General features: G+C 55.6%; 12 protein-coding genes and 1 pseudogene. 8 read left to right on the top strand and 5 right to left on the bottom strand.

The window, feature by feature from the left end; genetic code table 11:
- Positions 1-56: 56 nt before the first annotated feature.
- The 5 genes and pseudogenes from AO277_RS21440 to dnaA form a co-directional block, all read right to left on the bottom strand.
- Positions 57-623, bottom strand: a pseudogene (locus AO277_RS21440) (NAD(P)/FAD-dependent oxidoreductase); the annotation flags it as partial.
- 310 nt (positions 624-933) lie between these two features.
- Positions 934-3,351, bottom strand: coding sequence for a DNA topoisomerase (ATP-hydrolyzing) subunit B (gyrB, locus tag AO277_RS21435; RefSeq protein WP_044318840.1), 2,418 nt, complete (start codon positions 3,349-3,351; stop codon positions 934-936).
- A gap of 4 nt (positions 3,352-3,355) precedes the next feature.
- The gene (gene recF / locus AO277_RS21430) at positions 3,356-4,459 is read right to left on the bottom strand and encodes a DNA replication/repair protein RecF (protein WP_044318841.1); all 1,104 of its coding nucleotides are present in this window, start codon (positions 4,457-4,459) and stop codon (positions 3,356-3,358) included.
- Positions 4,460-4,481: 22 nt separating this feature from the next.
- The gene (dnaN, locus tag AO277_RS21425) at positions 4,482-5,585 is read right to left on the bottom strand and encodes a DNA polymerase III subunit beta (RefSeq protein ID WP_044318842.1); all 1,104 of its coding nucleotides are present in this window, start codon (positions 5,583-5,585) and stop codon (positions 4,482-4,484) included.
- Between the two features lie 38 nt (positions 5,586-5,623).
- The gene (dnaA, locus tag AO277_RS21420; RefSeq protein ID WP_002551316.1) at positions 5,624-7,159 is read right to left on the bottom strand and encodes a chromosomal replication initiator protein DnaA; all 1,536 of its coding nucleotides are present in this window, start codon (positions 7,157-7,159) and stop codon (positions 5,624-5,626) included.
- A gap of 583 nt (positions 7,160-7,742) precedes the next feature.
- Here dnaA and rpmH point away from each other — a divergent pair.
- The 8 genes from rpmH (at position 7,743) to AO277_RS21380 (ending at position 15,603) form a co-directional block, all read left to right on the top strand.
- On the top strand, positions 7,743-7,877 hold the full coding sequence (gene rpmH / locus AO277_RS21415; RefSeq protein WP_002551315.1) for a 50S ribosomal protein L34: 135 nt from the start codon (positions 7,743-7,745) through the stop codon (positions 7,875-7,877).
- 16 nt (positions 7,878-7,893) lie between these two features.
- Entirely contained in the window at positions 7,894-8,295 is a 402-nt protein-coding gene (rnpA, locus tag AO277_RS21410; protein WP_044318843.1) for a ribonuclease P protein component, read from the top strand.
- Positions 8,288-8,533 carry a membrane protein insertion efficiency factor YidD gene (yidD, locus tag AO277_RS21405; protein WP_002551313.1) on the top strand — a complete coding sequence of 82 codons (246 nt, stop codon included), beginning with the start codon at positions 8,288-8,290 and terminating at the stop codon, positions 8,531-8,533. The genes rnpA and yidD overlap by 8 nt, the downstream gene beginning before the upstream one ends.
- Positions 8,534-8,535: 2 nt before the next feature.
- Complete coding sequence (gene yidC / locus AO277_RS21400; RefSeq protein ID WP_044318844.1) at positions 8,536-10,224, top strand: membrane protein insertase YidC; 1,689 nt, start codon at positions 8,536-8,538, stop codon at positions 10,222-10,224.
- Between the two features lie 78 nt (positions 10,225-10,302).
- A complete protein-coding gene (mnmE, locus tag AO277_RS21395) occupies positions 10,303-11,673 on the top strand; it encodes a tRNA uridine-5-carboxymethylaminomethyl(34) synthesis GTPase MnmE (protein ID WP_044318845.1) in 1,371 nt (456 codons plus the stop codon).
- A gap of 586 nt (positions 11,674-12,259) precedes the next feature.
- On the top strand, positions 12,260-14,152 hold the full coding sequence (gene mnmG, locus AO277_RS21390; RefSeq protein WP_044318852.1) for a tRNA uridine-5-carboxymethylaminomethyl(34) synthesis enzyme MnmG: 1,893 nt from the start codon (positions 12,260-12,262) through the stop codon (positions 14,150-14,152).
- Positions 14,149-14,793 (top strand): 16S rRNA (guanine(527)-N(7))-methyltransferase RsmG, encoded by a 645-nt coding sequence (gene rsmG, locus AO277_RS21385; RefSeq protein ID WP_002555992.1) that lies wholly within the window; start codon positions 14,149-14,151, stop codon positions 14,791-14,793. Before mnmG ends, rsmG begins: the two co-directional genes overlap by 4 nt.
- 18 nt (positions 14,794-14,811) lie before the next feature.
- Entirely contained in the window at positions 14,812-15,603 is a 792-nt protein-coding gene (locus AO277_RS21380) for a ParA family protein (RefSeq protein WP_002555991.1), read from the top strand.
- Positions 15,604-15,607: the final 4 nt, after the last annotated feature.

The raw sequence follows: 15,607 nt of genomic DNA, 5'->3' as shown, positions 1-15,607 counted from the left end.
CAAAACTAAGTTGGCGATTTAGCACGGAAGGGGGTCACTTTTTAGTTGGCGTTGACATCCAGCCCCCGAGCGGCGCAACCTTGATGCACGGTGCCGCCAAGCGCCATGATCGCTCTCGCAACAGCTGGTGCTGCACGAGATGGATCGGCAGTACCATCCGTAGGCGCATAGACTCCGCCCTTCCATTGCTCGCCTGTAGCCTTGCCGCGTTCAGCGGCCTGCTGGGCGGTCAACATGTAAGTCTGGACACCTACAGTACGGGCAAATTCTCCCCAGCGCGCCCATCCCGCAAGTTCGTTCTCGTCGTTGCTCAAGTAAAGCAGGCCACAGCGGGTGAAGCCTGTCTGCTCGCCGCTCTGCTTGGCAAACTGCTCCCACAGGTCCAGGCTTTTGGTTGCCATCGGCAGCTCCCGGGCATCCCGATTCTGCTGCCGGCACCACCCCCAATTACGACTCGATTGCTCGGCACCGATACGGCCTTTTTCAACCAGAGCGACCTTCATGCCGCGCAGGGCGAGGTAGTAGGCGGTGAAGCTGCCTATTATGCCGCCGCCAATTACAACTACATCTGCCTCCAAGGGAAGCTTGGGGGAGGTCTCGACGGGGATAAGAGGTGCGGGCATTTTTGCTATTCCTGCCAATATCGTAGTGATACGTGCAGCCTTGAGCGGCTGAGATATTGATCAGGTTAATCGCTCAGCGAAATCATCTGCGCTGAAGTTTCCTGTGTAAACATACGGATCGACTGTTTTAGCCACTATAAACGGCAGATTGCTTCAATGTTCATTGTGATCAAGTCGATGAGATCGTTGCAACGCAGGACAGGCCTGGAAGACCCTCAAATGAAAAAGGCCAACCCCAGGGGTTGGCCTTATCAAGTCGAAATCACCATTGCGGGATAACGGCTAACTTTTCTGTGAAGCTACAACTGAATCAGAAGTCCAGGTTGGACACTGCCAGCGCATTGCTCTCGATGAAGTCACGGCGTGGTTCGACCGCATCACCCATCAGCGTGTTGAAGATCTGGTCAGCGCCAATGGCGTCTTCGATGGTCACTTTCAGCATGCGACGCACACTCGGGTCCATGGTGGTTTCCCACAGTTGGTCCGGGTTCATCTCACCAAGACCCTTGTAGCGCTGGATGGTGTGGCGCTTGGTGCTTTCGGCCATCAACCAGGCGAGGGCTTCCTTGAACTCGGTGACAGGTTTCTTGCGCTCGCCACGTTGCACGTAGGCACCTTCTTCCAGAAGCGTGCTGATCTGCAGTCCCAGAGCGGTAACGGTCTTGTAGTCATTGCTGCCGAAGAAGTCACGGTTGAAGGTGACGTAGTTCGACAGGCCGTGGGAGATCAGTTCGACCTCTGGCAGCCAGACGTTACGTTCACGGTCTTCGCGCAGGCTGGCCTTGTAGACCAGACCTGACTTCTCACCGGTACGCAGACGCGCGTCGAACAGTGCCAGCCAGGCCTGCATGCCCTCGTGGTCGGACAGTTGTTCCAGCGTGATCGGCGGCAGGTAGACGAAGTGTTCGGTCAGTTCCTGTGGATAAAGACGCGACAGACGCTTGAGAGTCTTCATGACCATGCGGAAGTCGTTGACCAGTTTCTCCAGCGCAGTACCAGAGATGCCCGGTGCCGATTCGCTGAGGTGCAAGCTGGCGTCTTCAAGGGCCGATTGGGTCATGTATTCTTCCATGGCCTCGTCGTCCTTGATGTACTGCTCCTGCTTGCCTTTCTTGACCTTGTACAGCGGCGGCTGAGCGATGTAGATGTAGCCACGCTCGATCAGCTCGGGCAACTGACGGAAGAAGAAGGTCAGCAGCAGGGTACGGATGTGAGAGCCGTCGACGTCAGCATCGGTCATGATGATGATGTTGTGATACCGCAACTTGTCGATGTTGTACTCTTCACGGCCGATGCCACAGCCCAGCGCGGTGATCAAAGTGCCCACTTCCTGAGAAGAGATCATTTTGTCGAAACGCGCTTTTTCAACGTTCAGGATCTTGCCCTTGAGTGGCAGGATCGCCTGGGTTCTACGGTTACGCCCCTGCTTGGCTGATCCGCCAGCAGAGTCCCCTTCCACCAGGTACAGTTCGGAGAGGGCAGGGTCCTTCTCTTGGCAGTCGGCAAGCTTGCCCGGCAAGCCAGCGATATCCAGCGCACCTTTGCGGCGAGTCATCTCGCGAGCCTTGCGCGCTGCTTCGCGGGCACGGGCTGCGTCGATCATCTTGCCAACGACGGCTTTGGCTTCGTTCGGGTTTTCCAGCAGGAAGTCGGAGAAGTACTTGCCCATCTCCTGTTCCACTGCAGTTTTGACTTCGGACGAAACCAGTTTGTCTTTAGTCTGCGAGCTGAATTTCGGATCAGGTACTTTGACCGAAATGATCGCAGTCAAACCTTCACGCGCATCGTCGCCGGTAGTCGCGACCTTGTGCTTCTTGGCCAGACCTTCCTGCTCGATGTAGTTGTTCAGGTTACGCGTCAACGCGGAACGGAAGCCCACCAGGTGAGTACCGCCATCACGCTGCGGAATGTTGTTGGTGAAGCACAGCAGGTTCTCGTTGAAGCTGTCGTTCCACTGCAGCGCAATCTCGACACCAATGCCGTCGTCGCGTTGAATATTGAAGTGGAACACCTGATTGACCGGCGTCTTGTTGGTGTTCAGGTATTCAACGAATGCACGCAGACCACCTTCATATTTGAACAGCTCTTCCTTACCGCTACGTTCGTCCTTGAGGACAATGCCGACACCGGAGTTAAGAAAGGACAGTTCGCGAATCCGCTTGGCCAGGATGTCCCAGCTGAAGTGGATATTCTTGAACGTTTCAGCGGAAGGCTTGAAGTGGATCTGGGTACCCGTGGTGTCACTTTCACCGACGATTTTCATCGGTTCCTGTGGAACACCATGCACGTAAGTCTGCTCCCAGATCTTGCCGCTGCGACGAACCGTCAGCAACAGAATTTCTGAAAGGGCGTTAACAACCGACACACCTACACCGTGCAAACCACCGGATACCTTGTAGGAGTTGTCATCGAACTTACCGCCAGCGTGGAGCACGGTCATGATGACCTCGGCTGCCGACACGCCTTCTTCTTTATGCACGTCTACCGGAATACCGCGGCCGTTGTCGCGCACGGTGATAGATTCGTCTGGGTGGATGATGATGCTGATGTCGTCGCAATGGCCTGCCAATGCTTCGTCGATCGAGTTATCAACCACCTCGAACACCATGTGGTGCAGACCGCTGCCATCGTCTGTATCACCGATGTACATTCCGGGACGCTTGCGTACGGCATCAAGTCCTTTCAGCACCTTAATGCTGGACGAGTCGTACGTTTGGTTTTCGCTCATGCAATCACTCCCGATGGTCGTGGGTCTGGGTGATAAGGCCTTGTTCCACGTGGAACAAAGCGACTGGCGTTTCCGTCTGCCAGCCTTCCCTCAAAAATTCTTGATCTACACAGGTGATAAACACCTGGCAGCGTAATTCTTCCAGCAAGCGGCAAAGCGCGCGTCGATGGTTGTAATCCAGTTCGGAGGGCAAGTCATCCACCAGGTAAATACACTGGCCGCGACGGACCTGGCTGACCAGGTGTCCCTGAGCAATACGCAATGCGCAGACCACCAACTTTTGCTGACCGCGAGACAATATATCCGCCGCGTTATGAGCGCCTAATCTAAGGCGTAGGTCAGCTCGTTGTGGTCCAGCCTGGGTGTGGCCCATTTGCTGATCACGATGCAGGGAAGAGGCGAGCACTGTACTCAGCTCTTTTTCCTTGTCCCATCCTCGGTAATAGCTCAGGGTCAAACCTTCAAGCTCAACAAGTTCGCTCAAAGTCTGTTCAAAAACGGGCTTCAATGCCTTGATATAGGCGCGACGGAATTCATCTATTTCGTCACTTGCCGAGCACAGCTCTCGGTCCCATGCCGCCTGTGAAGCGGCGTCAAGTGTACCATGCCGAAGCCACGAGTTTCGCTGCTTGAGGGCCTTCTGCAGGCGCTGCCAAGTGACCATGAATCGAGGTTCCACGTGGAACACTCCCCAATCCAAAAACTGCCTGCGTATCTTCGGGGCACCTTCCAGCAATCTGAAGCTGTCCGGATTGATCAGTTGCAGCGGCAATATTTCAGCAAGTTGAGCGGCACTTCTCGCATTTTGCCCGTCAATACGAATCTGGAATTCGCCTTGTCGGTCGCGTGATACTCCGAGATTGCTGTGACCACCTTGCGCAAGATCGACCTGTCCAAAGACGGTGCAAGAGGGCTGCTCGTACTGGATGACAGGAAGCAGGCGACTGCTACGAAACGAACGCGCTATCCCCAGCAGGTGGATGGCTTCCAGAACACTGGTTTTGCCACTGCCGTTTGCGCCGTAGAGGATATTGATACGCGGGGAGGGGGAGAGGGTCACCGGGTGCAGATTGCGCACCCCGGTGACCGAGACGCGACTAAGAGACATCTAGGTTGCGCTGGACATGAAGTTACAGACGCATCGGCATGACAACGTAGGCGGAATCGTCGTTATCCGACTCTTGCACCAAGGCGCTGCTATTGGAGTCCGACAGAATCAGGCGTACCTGCTCGGTCGTCATCACACCCAACACGTCGAGCAGATAGCTCACGTTAAAACCTATCTCCAGCGAATCGCTGTTGTACTCGACGCTGATTTCTTCCTCTGCCTCTTCCTGCTCTGGGTTGTTGGCCTGAATTTTCAATTGACCATTGGCCAATTGCAGGCGGATACCGCGGTACTTCTCGTTGGACAGAATTGCGGTGCGACTGAACGCTTCGCGCAATGCCTGACGGTCACCCAGCACCAGTTTGTCGCCGCCTTTGGGCAACACGCGCTCGTAATCCGGGAATTTGCCATCGACCAGTTTGGAAGTGAAAGTGAACTCGCCGGTAGTCGCGCGGATGTGATGCTGACCCAGAACGATGCTGACCATGCCGTCCTGCTCAGTCAGGAAGCGCGCCATCTCGAGAATACCTTTGCGCGGGACGATCACCTGATGACGATCGGCATGTTCGATATCGGCAGACATCGAGCACATCGCCAGGCGGTGACCGTCAGTGGCGACGGCGCGCAAAATACCGGCACTCACTTCAAGCAGCATGCCGTTGAGGTAGTAGCGAACATCCTGCTGGGCCATCGCAAAGCTGGTGCGTTCAATCAGGCGGCGCAACTTGCTCTGCACCAGATTGAAGGTCAACGAGCCCGGGCCTTCTTCCACCGTCGGGAAATCGTTGGCAGGCAACGTGGACAGAGTAAAACGGCTACGACCTGCCTTGACGATCAGCTTGGAGTCATCGAGTTTGATATCGATCAGCGCGTCATTGGAAAGGCTTTTGCAAATGTCCATGAGCTTGCGCGCAGGAACCGTGATTTCTCCAGGTTCAGCGGGCTCTTCCAGCTGAACGCGGCCAACCAGTTCGACTTCCAGATCCGTACCGGTCAGCGACAGTTGCTGACCTTCGACGACCAGAAGCACATTGGAAAGAACCGGCAAGGTCTGGCGGCGTTCTACCACGCCGGCGACCAATTGCAGGGGTTTCAACAGGGCTTCGCGTTGAATGGTGAAATGCATGGTCTAGTCCCTTGCCTTAATAAGCTGCACTGGCGTTATCACGTAGTCAGAGTGCGCAGCAGGTTCTTGTAGTCCTCGCGGATATCCGCATCGGATTCCTTGAGCTCGTTGATCTTTCTGCAGGCGTGCAAGACAGTCGTATGGTCCCGACCACCAAATACGTCACCGATTTCCGGAAGACTGTGGTTGGTGAGTTCCTTGGAAAGCGCCATTGCAACCTGGCGAGGCCGGGCAACAGAACGGGAACGACGCTTGGACAGCAGATCGGAGATCTTGATCTTGTAGTACTCGGCGACAGTACGCTGAATGTTATCCACACTCACCAGCTTGTCCTGCAACGCCAGCAAATCTTTCAGCGATTCGCGAATAAGTTCGATGGTGATGTCGCGGCCCATGAAGTGCGAGTGAGCGATGACACGCTTGAGCGCGCCCTCCAGCTCTCGAACGTTGGAGCGAATCCGCTGGGCAATGAAGAACGCAGCGTCATGAGGCAGATCGACCTTGGCCTGATCCGCTTTCTTCATGAGGATAGCCACACGGGTTTCCAGCTCCGGAGGCTCGACAGCAACTGTCAGACCCCAGCCGAAACGCGACTTGAGTCGTTCTTCAAGGCCTTCGATTTCTTTCGGATAGCGGTCGCTGGTCAGAATGACCTGTTGCCCGCCCTCCAGCAGCGCGTTGAACGTGTGGAAAAACTCTTCCTGTGAACGTTCCTTGCGAGCAAAAAATTGAATGTCATCGATCAGCAATGCATCGACTGAACGGTAAAAGCGCTTGAACTCGTTGATTGCATTGAGCTGCAAGGCCTTGACCATGTCTGCGACGAAGCGCTCCGAGTGCAGGTATACAACCTTGGCGTTCGGATTCTTCTTTAGCAGGTGGTTACCCACAGCATGCATCAAGTGAGTTTTACCAAGACCTACACCACCATAAAGGAACAGCGGGTTATAGCCGTGCTTGGGATTATCGGCAACCTGCCAGGCTGCAGCGCGTGCCAGCTGGTTGGATTTACCCTCGACAAAATTCTCGAACGTGAACGTGCGGTTCAGGTAACTGGTGTGCTTGAGCGCGCCTTCGACCTGCACGGTACGTTGCTCCGCACGAGCGGGCGCCTGTTGCGAGCTGGCACCAGCCATTGGGTCGAAGCTGTCGCGTGAAGGCTCGTCGTGTGCTGCAACGTTCTGAACCGGTGCAGGCACCGCGACAGGAGCAGCCGGAGTAGCCATGGCGGGTGCAGACGACGAGACGCTGCTGACCGAATTGGCAGACAGCGCCTGGGACGCCGCGGCAGCTAATGGCGCATTCGGAGCGGCACGTGGTGCAGAGCTGCGCTTGCTTCCTATTAATAAGGAAAGGGCAGGTGCCATGCCTTGACCATGCTCGCCAAGAAGCTCCAGCAAACGGCCGAGGTATTTTTCGTTGACCCAATCGAGAACAAAACGATTCGGTGCGTACACACGCAACTCGTCGCCTTCGGCTTCGACCTGTAGCGGACGGATCCAAGTGTTGAATTGCTGGGCAGGCAGCTCATCGCGCAAAAGCTCCACGCACTGCTGCCAAAGTTCCACTGACACGGATATCCCCTGAGTTGAAAGCCGGTGAGGCAAAAACAGCCGCCATTGTAACGTTCCGCAGACGACTTATCCACATGTAGGTTGCTCACAGGCAGCTATAAATCAACGATTTATGCAGTGGTCACACGACAAACGGTCAAATCGTGAGCTCTGTGGATAACCCATCTTCAGCCCATTGCATAAGTCAGGGCTAAACTCTGTGCATAACTCGCCTGTGGATAAAACCGCATTCCATGCACAGCTTTTCCGAACGTGTGGCACAGGCAAAGCACCGCTTCTGGACAACCTTTCTTTTCGCTGTACACATTGAATTACAAGGGCTATAGGATGTTATCCACAGAAAACGGCTACGTAAGAGCTATAAGCTTTATAAAGAAGCTTTAAATACTCTCTTCTTTTTATTTCTATAACTGATACGAGCCCGACTGCTCCAAATCGAGTGCCAGCGGGAAATTACCTATAAAAGACGCGTATGAAGAAAAGCTGGTTGGAAATTGACCTGCGGGCCTGCTTTCTCTAGAATCCCCGGTCTCTTAAAACGGGGGCCATTCCGGCCCGTAGTGGACGAACCAGGTAACACGCCATGAAACGTACTTTCCAACCCAGCACTATCAAGCGCGCCCGCACCCACGGTTTCCGTGCACGCATGGCCACCAAAAACGGCCGCGCAGTCCTTTCGCGTCGTCGTGCCAAAGGCCGTAAGCGTCTGGCAGTTTGATAAATCGGCACAGGAGGTGAGTCGAGACTTCAGTCGGGAAAAGCGTTTGCTGACTCCCCGGCATTTCAAGGCAGTCTTTGACTCCCCTACCGGCAAGGTTCCGGGGAAAAATCTCCTGCTCCTTGCGCGCAACAACGACCTTGATCATCCCCGCCTGGGGCTGGTGATAGGTAAAAAGAGCGTCAAGCTCTCCGTCGAGCGCAATCGCTTGAAACGCCTGATGCGCGAATCATTTCGCCAACACCAAGACAGTTTGGTCGGTTGGGATATCGTTATCGTCGCGCGTAAAGGTTTGGGTGACGTAGAAAACCCTGAACTGATTCAGCATTTCGGCAAGCTCTGGAAACGTCTGGCGCGTAGCCGACCCATTCCGCAAGAAAAATCCGAACCTGCAGGGGTAGACAGTCCAGATGCGTAAACTGGCACTCGTTCCGATCCAGTTTTATCGCTATGCCATTAGCCCGCTGATGGCCAGTCACTGTCGTTTCTACCCCAGTTGCTCCTGCTACGCGTATGAAGCCATCGAAAATCATGGCCTTTTGCGCGGTGGCTGGCTGTCAATTCGTCGCCTGGGTCGCTGTCACCCATGGAATCCCGGTGGTTATGACCCGGTTCCAGCTGTCCCCACCTCCCGTTCTTCTTCGATGGCCGAGTAATCATGGATATTAAACGCACGATCCTGATCGTCGCCCTGGCAATCGTGACCTACGTCGGGGTTCTGAAATGGAACCAAGACTATGGCCAGGCTGCCATGCCGACCCAGAATGTTGCAGCCAGCACCACCGCACCGGGTATTCCGGATACGGCTGCTGGTACTAGTTCTGCAAGTGCCGATGTTCCAAGCGCAAGCGCTACGGCCAATACGGCTGCAGCACCTCTTGAAACTCCGGCCGTAGCCAGCAAAGACCTTATCCACGTCAAGACCGATGTGCTCGATCTGGCGATCGATCCGGTGGGTGGCGACGTCGTTCAGCTTCGTTTGCCCCTGTACCCGCGTCGTCAGGATCGTCCTGACGTTCCGTTTCAGTTGTTCGACAACGGCGGCGAGCGTACTTTTCTGGCACAAAGCGGCCTGACCGGGACCAATGGTCCTGATGCACGCGCTGCCGGTCGTCCGGTTTACACCTCCACACAAAAGACTTATCAACTGGCTGACGGCCAGGACACGATGGTCGTGGATCTGAAGTTCTCGGAAAACGGCGTCAACTACATCAAGCGCTTCACCTTCAAGCGCGGTCTGTACGATCTGGTCATGACCTACGTTGTGGATAACCAGAGCGCACAACCCTGGGCCGGTAATCTGTTCGCGCAATTGAAGCGTGATGCCAGCTCCGATCCTTCTTCGACGACTGCTACCGGTACAGCCACCTATCTGGGTGCTGCCCTGTGGACTGCGGCCGAGCCATACAAGAAAGTGTCGATGAAAGATATCGACAAGGGTCAGGTCAAGGAAACTGTCCAGGGCGGTTGGGTGGCATGGCTGCAGCACTACTTCGTGACTGCGTGGATTCCGGATCACAACGCCACCAACGCTGTTCAGACCCGCAAAGACAGCCAGGGCAACTACATCATCGGCTTCACCAGCCCGACTCTGTCGGTTGCACCCGGTGCACAAGGTGAAACCAGCGCTACCCTGTATGCAGGTCCAAAAAGCCAGGCGGTACTCAAAGAGTTATCCCCAGGTCTGGAGCTGACCGTCGATTATGGTTTCCTGTGGTTCATTGCCCAGCCTATCTTCTGGCTGCTGCAACATATCCACGCCATTCTCGGTAACTGGGGCTGGTCGATCATTGTTCTGACCATGCTGATCAAAGGCCTGTTCTTCCCGTTGTCCGCAGCCAGCTACAAGTCGATGGCACGCATGCGCGCCGTGGCTCCCAAGCTTGCACTGCTGAAGGAACAACATGGCGATGATCGCCAGAAGATGTCCCAGGCAATGATGGAGCTGTACAAGAAAGAAAAGATCAACCCGCTGGGTGGATGCTTGCCGATTCTTGTCCAGATGCCGGTTTTCCTTTCGCTGTACTGGGTACTCCTGGAAAGTGTGGAAATGCGTCAGGCTCCCTGGATCCTGTGGATAACCGACCTGTCGATCAAGGACCCGTTCTTCATCCTGCCGATCATCATGGGCGCGACGATGTTCATCCAGCAGCGTCTGAACCCGACTCCGCCGGACCCAATGCAGGCCAAGGTCATGAAAATGATGCCAATCATTTTCACGTTCTTCTTCCTGTGGTTCCCTGCCGGTCTGGTTCTGTACTGGGTTGTGAACAACACCCTGTCGATCGCTCAGCAGGCTTACATCACTCGCAAGATCGAAGCGGCTACCAAGAAAGCAGCTGCCTGATCTAACCTGTGAATAAGTTCTACAAGACGCCCCCTCGTGGGGCGTTTTGCTATCCGTCATTTGTCCGGGAGCCGGAGCATGAACGTTCCTCGTGAAACCATTGCCGCCATCGCCACAGCCCAAGGGCGTGGTGGTGTCGGTATCGTCCGGGTGTCAGGTCCTTTGGCCAGCAAGGCTGCTGAAGCCATTATTGGCCGGACGCCAAAGCCACGGTTTGCCCATTACGGGCCTTTTGTCGACGAAGCCGGACAGACCCTCGATGAAGGGATCGCGCTATATTTTCCGGGGCCCAACTCATTCACCGGCGAAGACGTACTTGAGCTTCAGGGCCACGGCGGCCCCATCGTTCTGGACATGCTGCTGCAGCGCTGTCTGCAATTGGGTAGCCGCCTGGCACGGCCGGGAGAATTCAGTGAGCGTGCGTTCCTCAATGACAAACTCGATCTTGCCCAGGCAGAAGCCATCGCTGACTTGATTGAGGCAAGTTCTGCACAGGCAGCGCGCAATGCACTGCGCTCGTTGCAGGGCGCTTTTTCGCGGCGTGTGGATAACTTGACCGAGAAGTTGATCAGCTTGCGCATCTATGTGGAAGCTGCAATCGACTTCCCCGAGGAGGAAATCGACTTCCTTGCCGATGGCCATGTCCTGAACATGCTCGATGACGTACGTGCCGAGTTATCCACAGTGCTGCGTGAAGCGGGGCAGGGTGCCTTGTTACGCGACGGGATGACCGTTGTGATTGCCGGGCGTCCCAATGCGGGCAAATCCAGCTTGCTGAATGCCTTGGCGGGCAGAGAAGCGGCCATCGTCACCGAGATTGCCGGCACTACGCGCGATGTGTTGCGTGAACATATCCACATCGATGGAATGCCGTTGCACGTCGTCGACACAGCAGGTCTGCGTGATACCCAGGATCAGGTGGAAATGATCGGCGTGCAGCGCGCACTCAAGGCCATCGGTGAAGCTGACCGGATTCTGCTGGTTGTGGATGCAACGGCACCCGAGGCTGCCGACCCGTTTGCTCTGTGGCCGGAGTTCCTTGAGCAACGTCCGGCCCCGTCGAAAGTCACTCTGATCCGTAACAAGGCAGATTTGAGTGGAGACCCCGTCGATCTGCAAATCAGCGTAGATGGCCACGTCACTATCAGCCTGAGCGCCAGGTCAGGGGGCGCGGGGCTTGAACTGCTGCGTGAGCACCTCAAGGCCTGCATGGGCTATGAGCAAACCTCGGAGAGCAGCTTTAGCGCACGTCGACGCCACCTTGAGGCACTGCGCCATGCCAGCGACTCGCTGGAGCACGGCAGGGCTCAACTCACCCTGGCAGGCGCTGGAGAGCTACTGGCCGAAGACCTCCGTCAGGCACAACAAGCGCTTGGCGAGATTACCGGCGCATTCAGCTCCGACGACTTGCTTGGCAGAATCTTCTCCAGCTTCTGCATTGGCAAGTGACTACAGCTGAATGACGTCAGGCATGACCCGCACTGGGTCATGCCTTCAGGCGTCACAAGACGCTTTTTTAGTCGCGTCGTTATCCACACGGTCTGCCATTTCCCCACTACCGTTCCCCACATGCTGAATTTGCCGAACAAAAATCCTGGGCGAAGCGATTTTCTGCGCCTGATTTTTGCTGACTGGGCGTTTTTATGCGGATTAAGCCCTGTGAATAACTGCCCTTCAGCTCGGTGGGTAAGCAGGGTGCAAACCTGAATATAAACTGCCCTGTGGACAAGTGGCTATCTTATCAACAGGCTCAAGTCGGTTATCCAACCCTCTCATCCCTACATGAACACAGACTTTTGATTCTCTGTACACATTGAATATAAAGGCTTGTAGAGATCTATCCACAGAAATCATGCTCAGTTAGAATAAACATAAAAACAAGGCTTTATAAACTTTCTTTCCTTTTTTATTTTCTTTATTCGTGAGTTTTCCACAGCTGGTTAAATTTTGTCCAACGGGTTTCATTCAGGTAGGTTAAGTCCCTATACTTGTCAGCTATCCCAATTTCTCATCGACAACAGGCACGAGGTGCGTGGTGGATTTCCCTTCCCGTTTTGAAGTGATCGTCATCGGTGGCGGTCATGCCGGTACCGAGGCCGCACTGGCGTCGGCGCGCATGGGTGTCAAAACCCTGCTGCTGACGCACAACGTGGAAACGCTCGGCCAGATGAGCTGCAACCCGGCCATCGGTGGCATTGGCAAAAGTCACCTGGTCAAGGAAATCGACGCCCTTGGCGGTGCGATGGCCATGGCTACTGACAAGGGTGGCATCCAGTTCCGTGTGCTGAACAGTCGCAAGGGCCCGGCTGTACGGGCTACTCGTGCTCAGGCAGATCGCGTGCTGTACAAGGCAGCCATCCGCGAAACCCTGGAAAATCAGCCGAACCTGTGTATATTTCAGCAAGCCTGTGATGACCTGATCGTCGAACAGGACCAGGTGCGCGGCGTCGTGACCCAGATGGGTATGCGCATATTTGCCGATTCAGTGGTGTTGACCACAGGTACGTTCATTGGCGGACTTATCCACATCGGTATGCAAAATTATTCGGGCGGTCGGGCAGGTGATCCTCCTTCGATCGCACTGGCGCAAAGACTGCGTGAACTGCCGCTGCGCGTCGGTCGCCTGAAAACCGGGACCCCGCCACGGATTGACGGACGTTCTGTGGATTTTTCGGTGATGACCGAGCAACCAGGTGACACACCCATTCCTGTCATGTCGTTCCTGGGCTCCAAAGAACAACATCCGCCGCAGGTCAGTTGCTGGATTACCCACACCAACGCCCGGACTCACGAAATCATTGCGTCCAACCTTGATCGATCGCCAATGTATTCCGGCGTGATCGAGGGGATTGGCCCGCGCTACTGCCCTTCGATCGAGGACAAGATTCATCGGTTTGCCGACAAGGAAAGCCATCAGGTCTTCATCGAACCAGAGGGGTTGACCACGCACGAGCTTTATCCGAACAGTATCTCCACGTCGTTGCCATTTGACGTGCAACTGCAGATCGTCCAGTCGATTCGCGGCATGGAGAATGCACACATCGTTCGTCCTGGTTACGCCATCGAATACGATTATTTCGACCCGCGTGATCTGAAATACAGCCTGGAAACCAAGGTCATCGGTGGTTTGTTCTTTGCCGGTCAGATCAACGGCACAACCGGTTACGAAGAGGCCGGTGCCCAGGGTTTGCTGGCCGGGACCAATGCTGCACTGCGCGCTCAAGGTCGCGACAGCTGGTGCCCGCGTCGGGATGAAGCGTATATCGGGGTTCTGGTCGATGACCTGATCACGCTCGGTACGCAAGAGCCTTACCGGATGTTCACGTCCAGGGCCGAATACCGGTTGATCCTGCGTGAAGACAACGCGGACCTGCGACTCACCGAAAAAGGCCGCGAACTGGGTCTGGTCGACGATGCCCGCTGGGCTGCGTTCTGCACCAAACGCGAAAGCATCGAGCTGGAAGAACAGCGCTTGAAAAGTACCTGGGTGCGCCCGGGTACCGCGCAGGGCGATGCGATTGCAGAGCACTTTGGCACGCCGCTGACCCACGAATACAATCTGCTCAACCTGCTGACCCGTCCGGAAATCGACTATGCCAGTCTGATTGCCCTTACCGGGCAGGGCTGCACTGACCCTCAGGTAGCCGAGCAGGTCGAGATCAAGACAAAATACGCCGGTTACATTGACCGCCAGCAGGACGAAATCGCCCGTCTGCGCGCCAGTGAAGACACGCGTCTGCCGGAAGACATCGATTACGCCGCGATATCCGGCCTGTCGAAAGAAATCCAGAGCAAGCTGGGGATAACTCGGCCAGAAACACTCGGACAGGCTTCGCGCATTCCTGGCGTTACGCCGGCGGCTATTTCGCTGTTGATGATTCATTTGAAAAAACGCGGCGCGGGCCGTCAGTTGGAGCAAAGCGCTTGAGTTCTATGGTCACCCCGCAACACGCCCAAGAGTTATCCACCGGTGCCCGGGAATTGGGAATCGACCTCAGTCCGGCGCAGCACGAGCAATTGCTGGCGTATCTGGCGTTGTTGATCAAGTGGAACAAGGCCTACAACCTGACTGCGGTCCGTAACCCGGACGAAATGGTATCGAGGCATCTGCTCGACAGTCTCAGTGTGGTGCCCTTCATCGAAGGTACACGCTGGATCGACGTCGGCAGCGGCGGTGGGATGCCTGGCATTCCCATGGCCATCCTGTTTCCGGAGCGCAAAGTGGCGCTGCTGGACAGCAACGGCAAGAAGACCCGGTTTCAGACACAGGTCAAACTGGAGCTGAAACTGGATAATCTTGAAGTTATCCACAGCCGTGCAGAAAACTATCAGCCTGATGCGCCGTTCGACGGGATCATTTCCCGGGCATTCAGCAGCCTTGAAGACTTCACGGGCTGGACTCGCCATATGGGCGACGTGAATACACGCTGGCTGGCAATGAAAGGGCTGCATCCTGACGATGAGCTGGTAGCATTGCCCTCGGATTTTCACCTCGATAGCGCACAAGCCTTGACCGTTCCGGGTTGCCAAGGCCAACGCCATCTGCTGATACTGCGCCGCACGGCATGACGGGGAACACAAGCAAGAATGGCTAAGGTATTCGCGATAGCGAACCAGAAAGGTGGGGTCGGCAAGACCACCACATGCATCAACCTCGCTGCGTCGCTGGTCGCGACCAAACGCCGTGTGCTGTTGATCGATCTCGATCCCCAGGGCAATGCGACCATGGGCAGCGGTGTGGATAAACATAATCTGGAAAATTCGGTCTATGACCTGTTGATCGGCGAATGCGATCTGGGCGAGGCCATGCAGTTTTCCGAACACGGCGGGTATCAACTGCTTCCGGCCAACCGTGACCTGACGGCGGGTGAAGTGGTTCTGCTGGAAATGCAGATGAAAGAGAGTCGTCTGCGCAATGCGCTGGCGCCGATCCGCGAAAATTACGATTACATTCTGATCGACTGCCCACCTTCGTTGTCGATGCTGACCCTGAACGCGCTGGTTGCGGCAGACGGGGTAATTATCCCCATGCAGTGCGAGTATTTCGCGCTCGAGGGTCTCAGCGACCTTGTGGATAACATCAAGCGCATCGCTGAACTGCTCAATCCGCAGCTGAAAATCGAAGGTTTGCTGCGCACCATGTATGACCCGCGTTTGAGCCTGATCAACGATGTTTCGGCACAGCTCAAGGAACACTTTGGCGAGCAGTTGTACGACACGGTGATCCCGAGGAATATCAGGCTGGCCGAGGCGCCGAGTTTCGGCATGCCGGTGCTGGCGTATGATAAATCGTCTCGCGGTGCGCTGGCCTATCTGGCCCTGGCAAGTGAACTGGTTCGTCGTCAACGTCGCGGCGCAAAAACCGCTCAGCCAACCTAAGGAA

This window comes from Pseudomonas amygdali, assembly GCF_002699855.1.
GTDB lineage: Bacteria > Pseudomonadota > Gammaproteobacteria > Pseudomonadales > Pseudomonadaceae > Aquipseudomonas > Aquipseudomonas amygdali.
The sequence above is the reverse complement of the archived record's forward strand: the minus strand, read 5'-3'. Positions and strand labels throughout refer to the sequence as shown.

Bases quoted from the DNA above. Each gene is read 5' to 3' on its own strand.
- dnaN (WP_044318842.1), bottom strand. From the start codon at position 5,585: ATGCATTTCACCATTCAACGCGAAGCCCTGTTGAAACCCCTGCAATTG.
- yidC (WP_044318844.1), top strand. From the start codon at position 8,536: ATGGATATTAAACGCACGATCCTGATCGTCGCCCTGGCAATCGTGACC.
- yidD (WP_002551313.1), top strand. From the start codon at position 8,288: ATGCGTAAACTGGCACTCGTTCCGATCCAGTTTTATCGCTATGCCATT.
- mnmE (WP_044318845.1), top strand. From the start codon at position 10,303: ATGAACGTTCCTCGTGAAACCATTGCCGCCATCGCCACAGCCCAAGGG.
- rpmH (WP_002551315.1), top strand. From the start codon at position 7,743: ATGAAACGTACTTTCCAACCCAGCACTATCAAGCGCGCCCGCACCCAC.
- AO277_RS21380 (WP_002555991.1), top strand. From the start codon at position 14,812: ATGGCTAAGGTATTCGCGATAGCGAACCAGAAAGGTGGGGTCGGCAAG.
- gyrB (WP_044318840.1), bottom strand. From the start codon at position 3,351: ATGAGCGAAAACCAAACGTACGACTCGTCCAGCATTAAGGTGCTGAAA.
- recF (WP_044318841.1), bottom strand. From the start codon at position 4,459: ATGTCTCTTAGTCGCGTCTCGGTCACCGGGGTGCGCAATCTGCACCCG.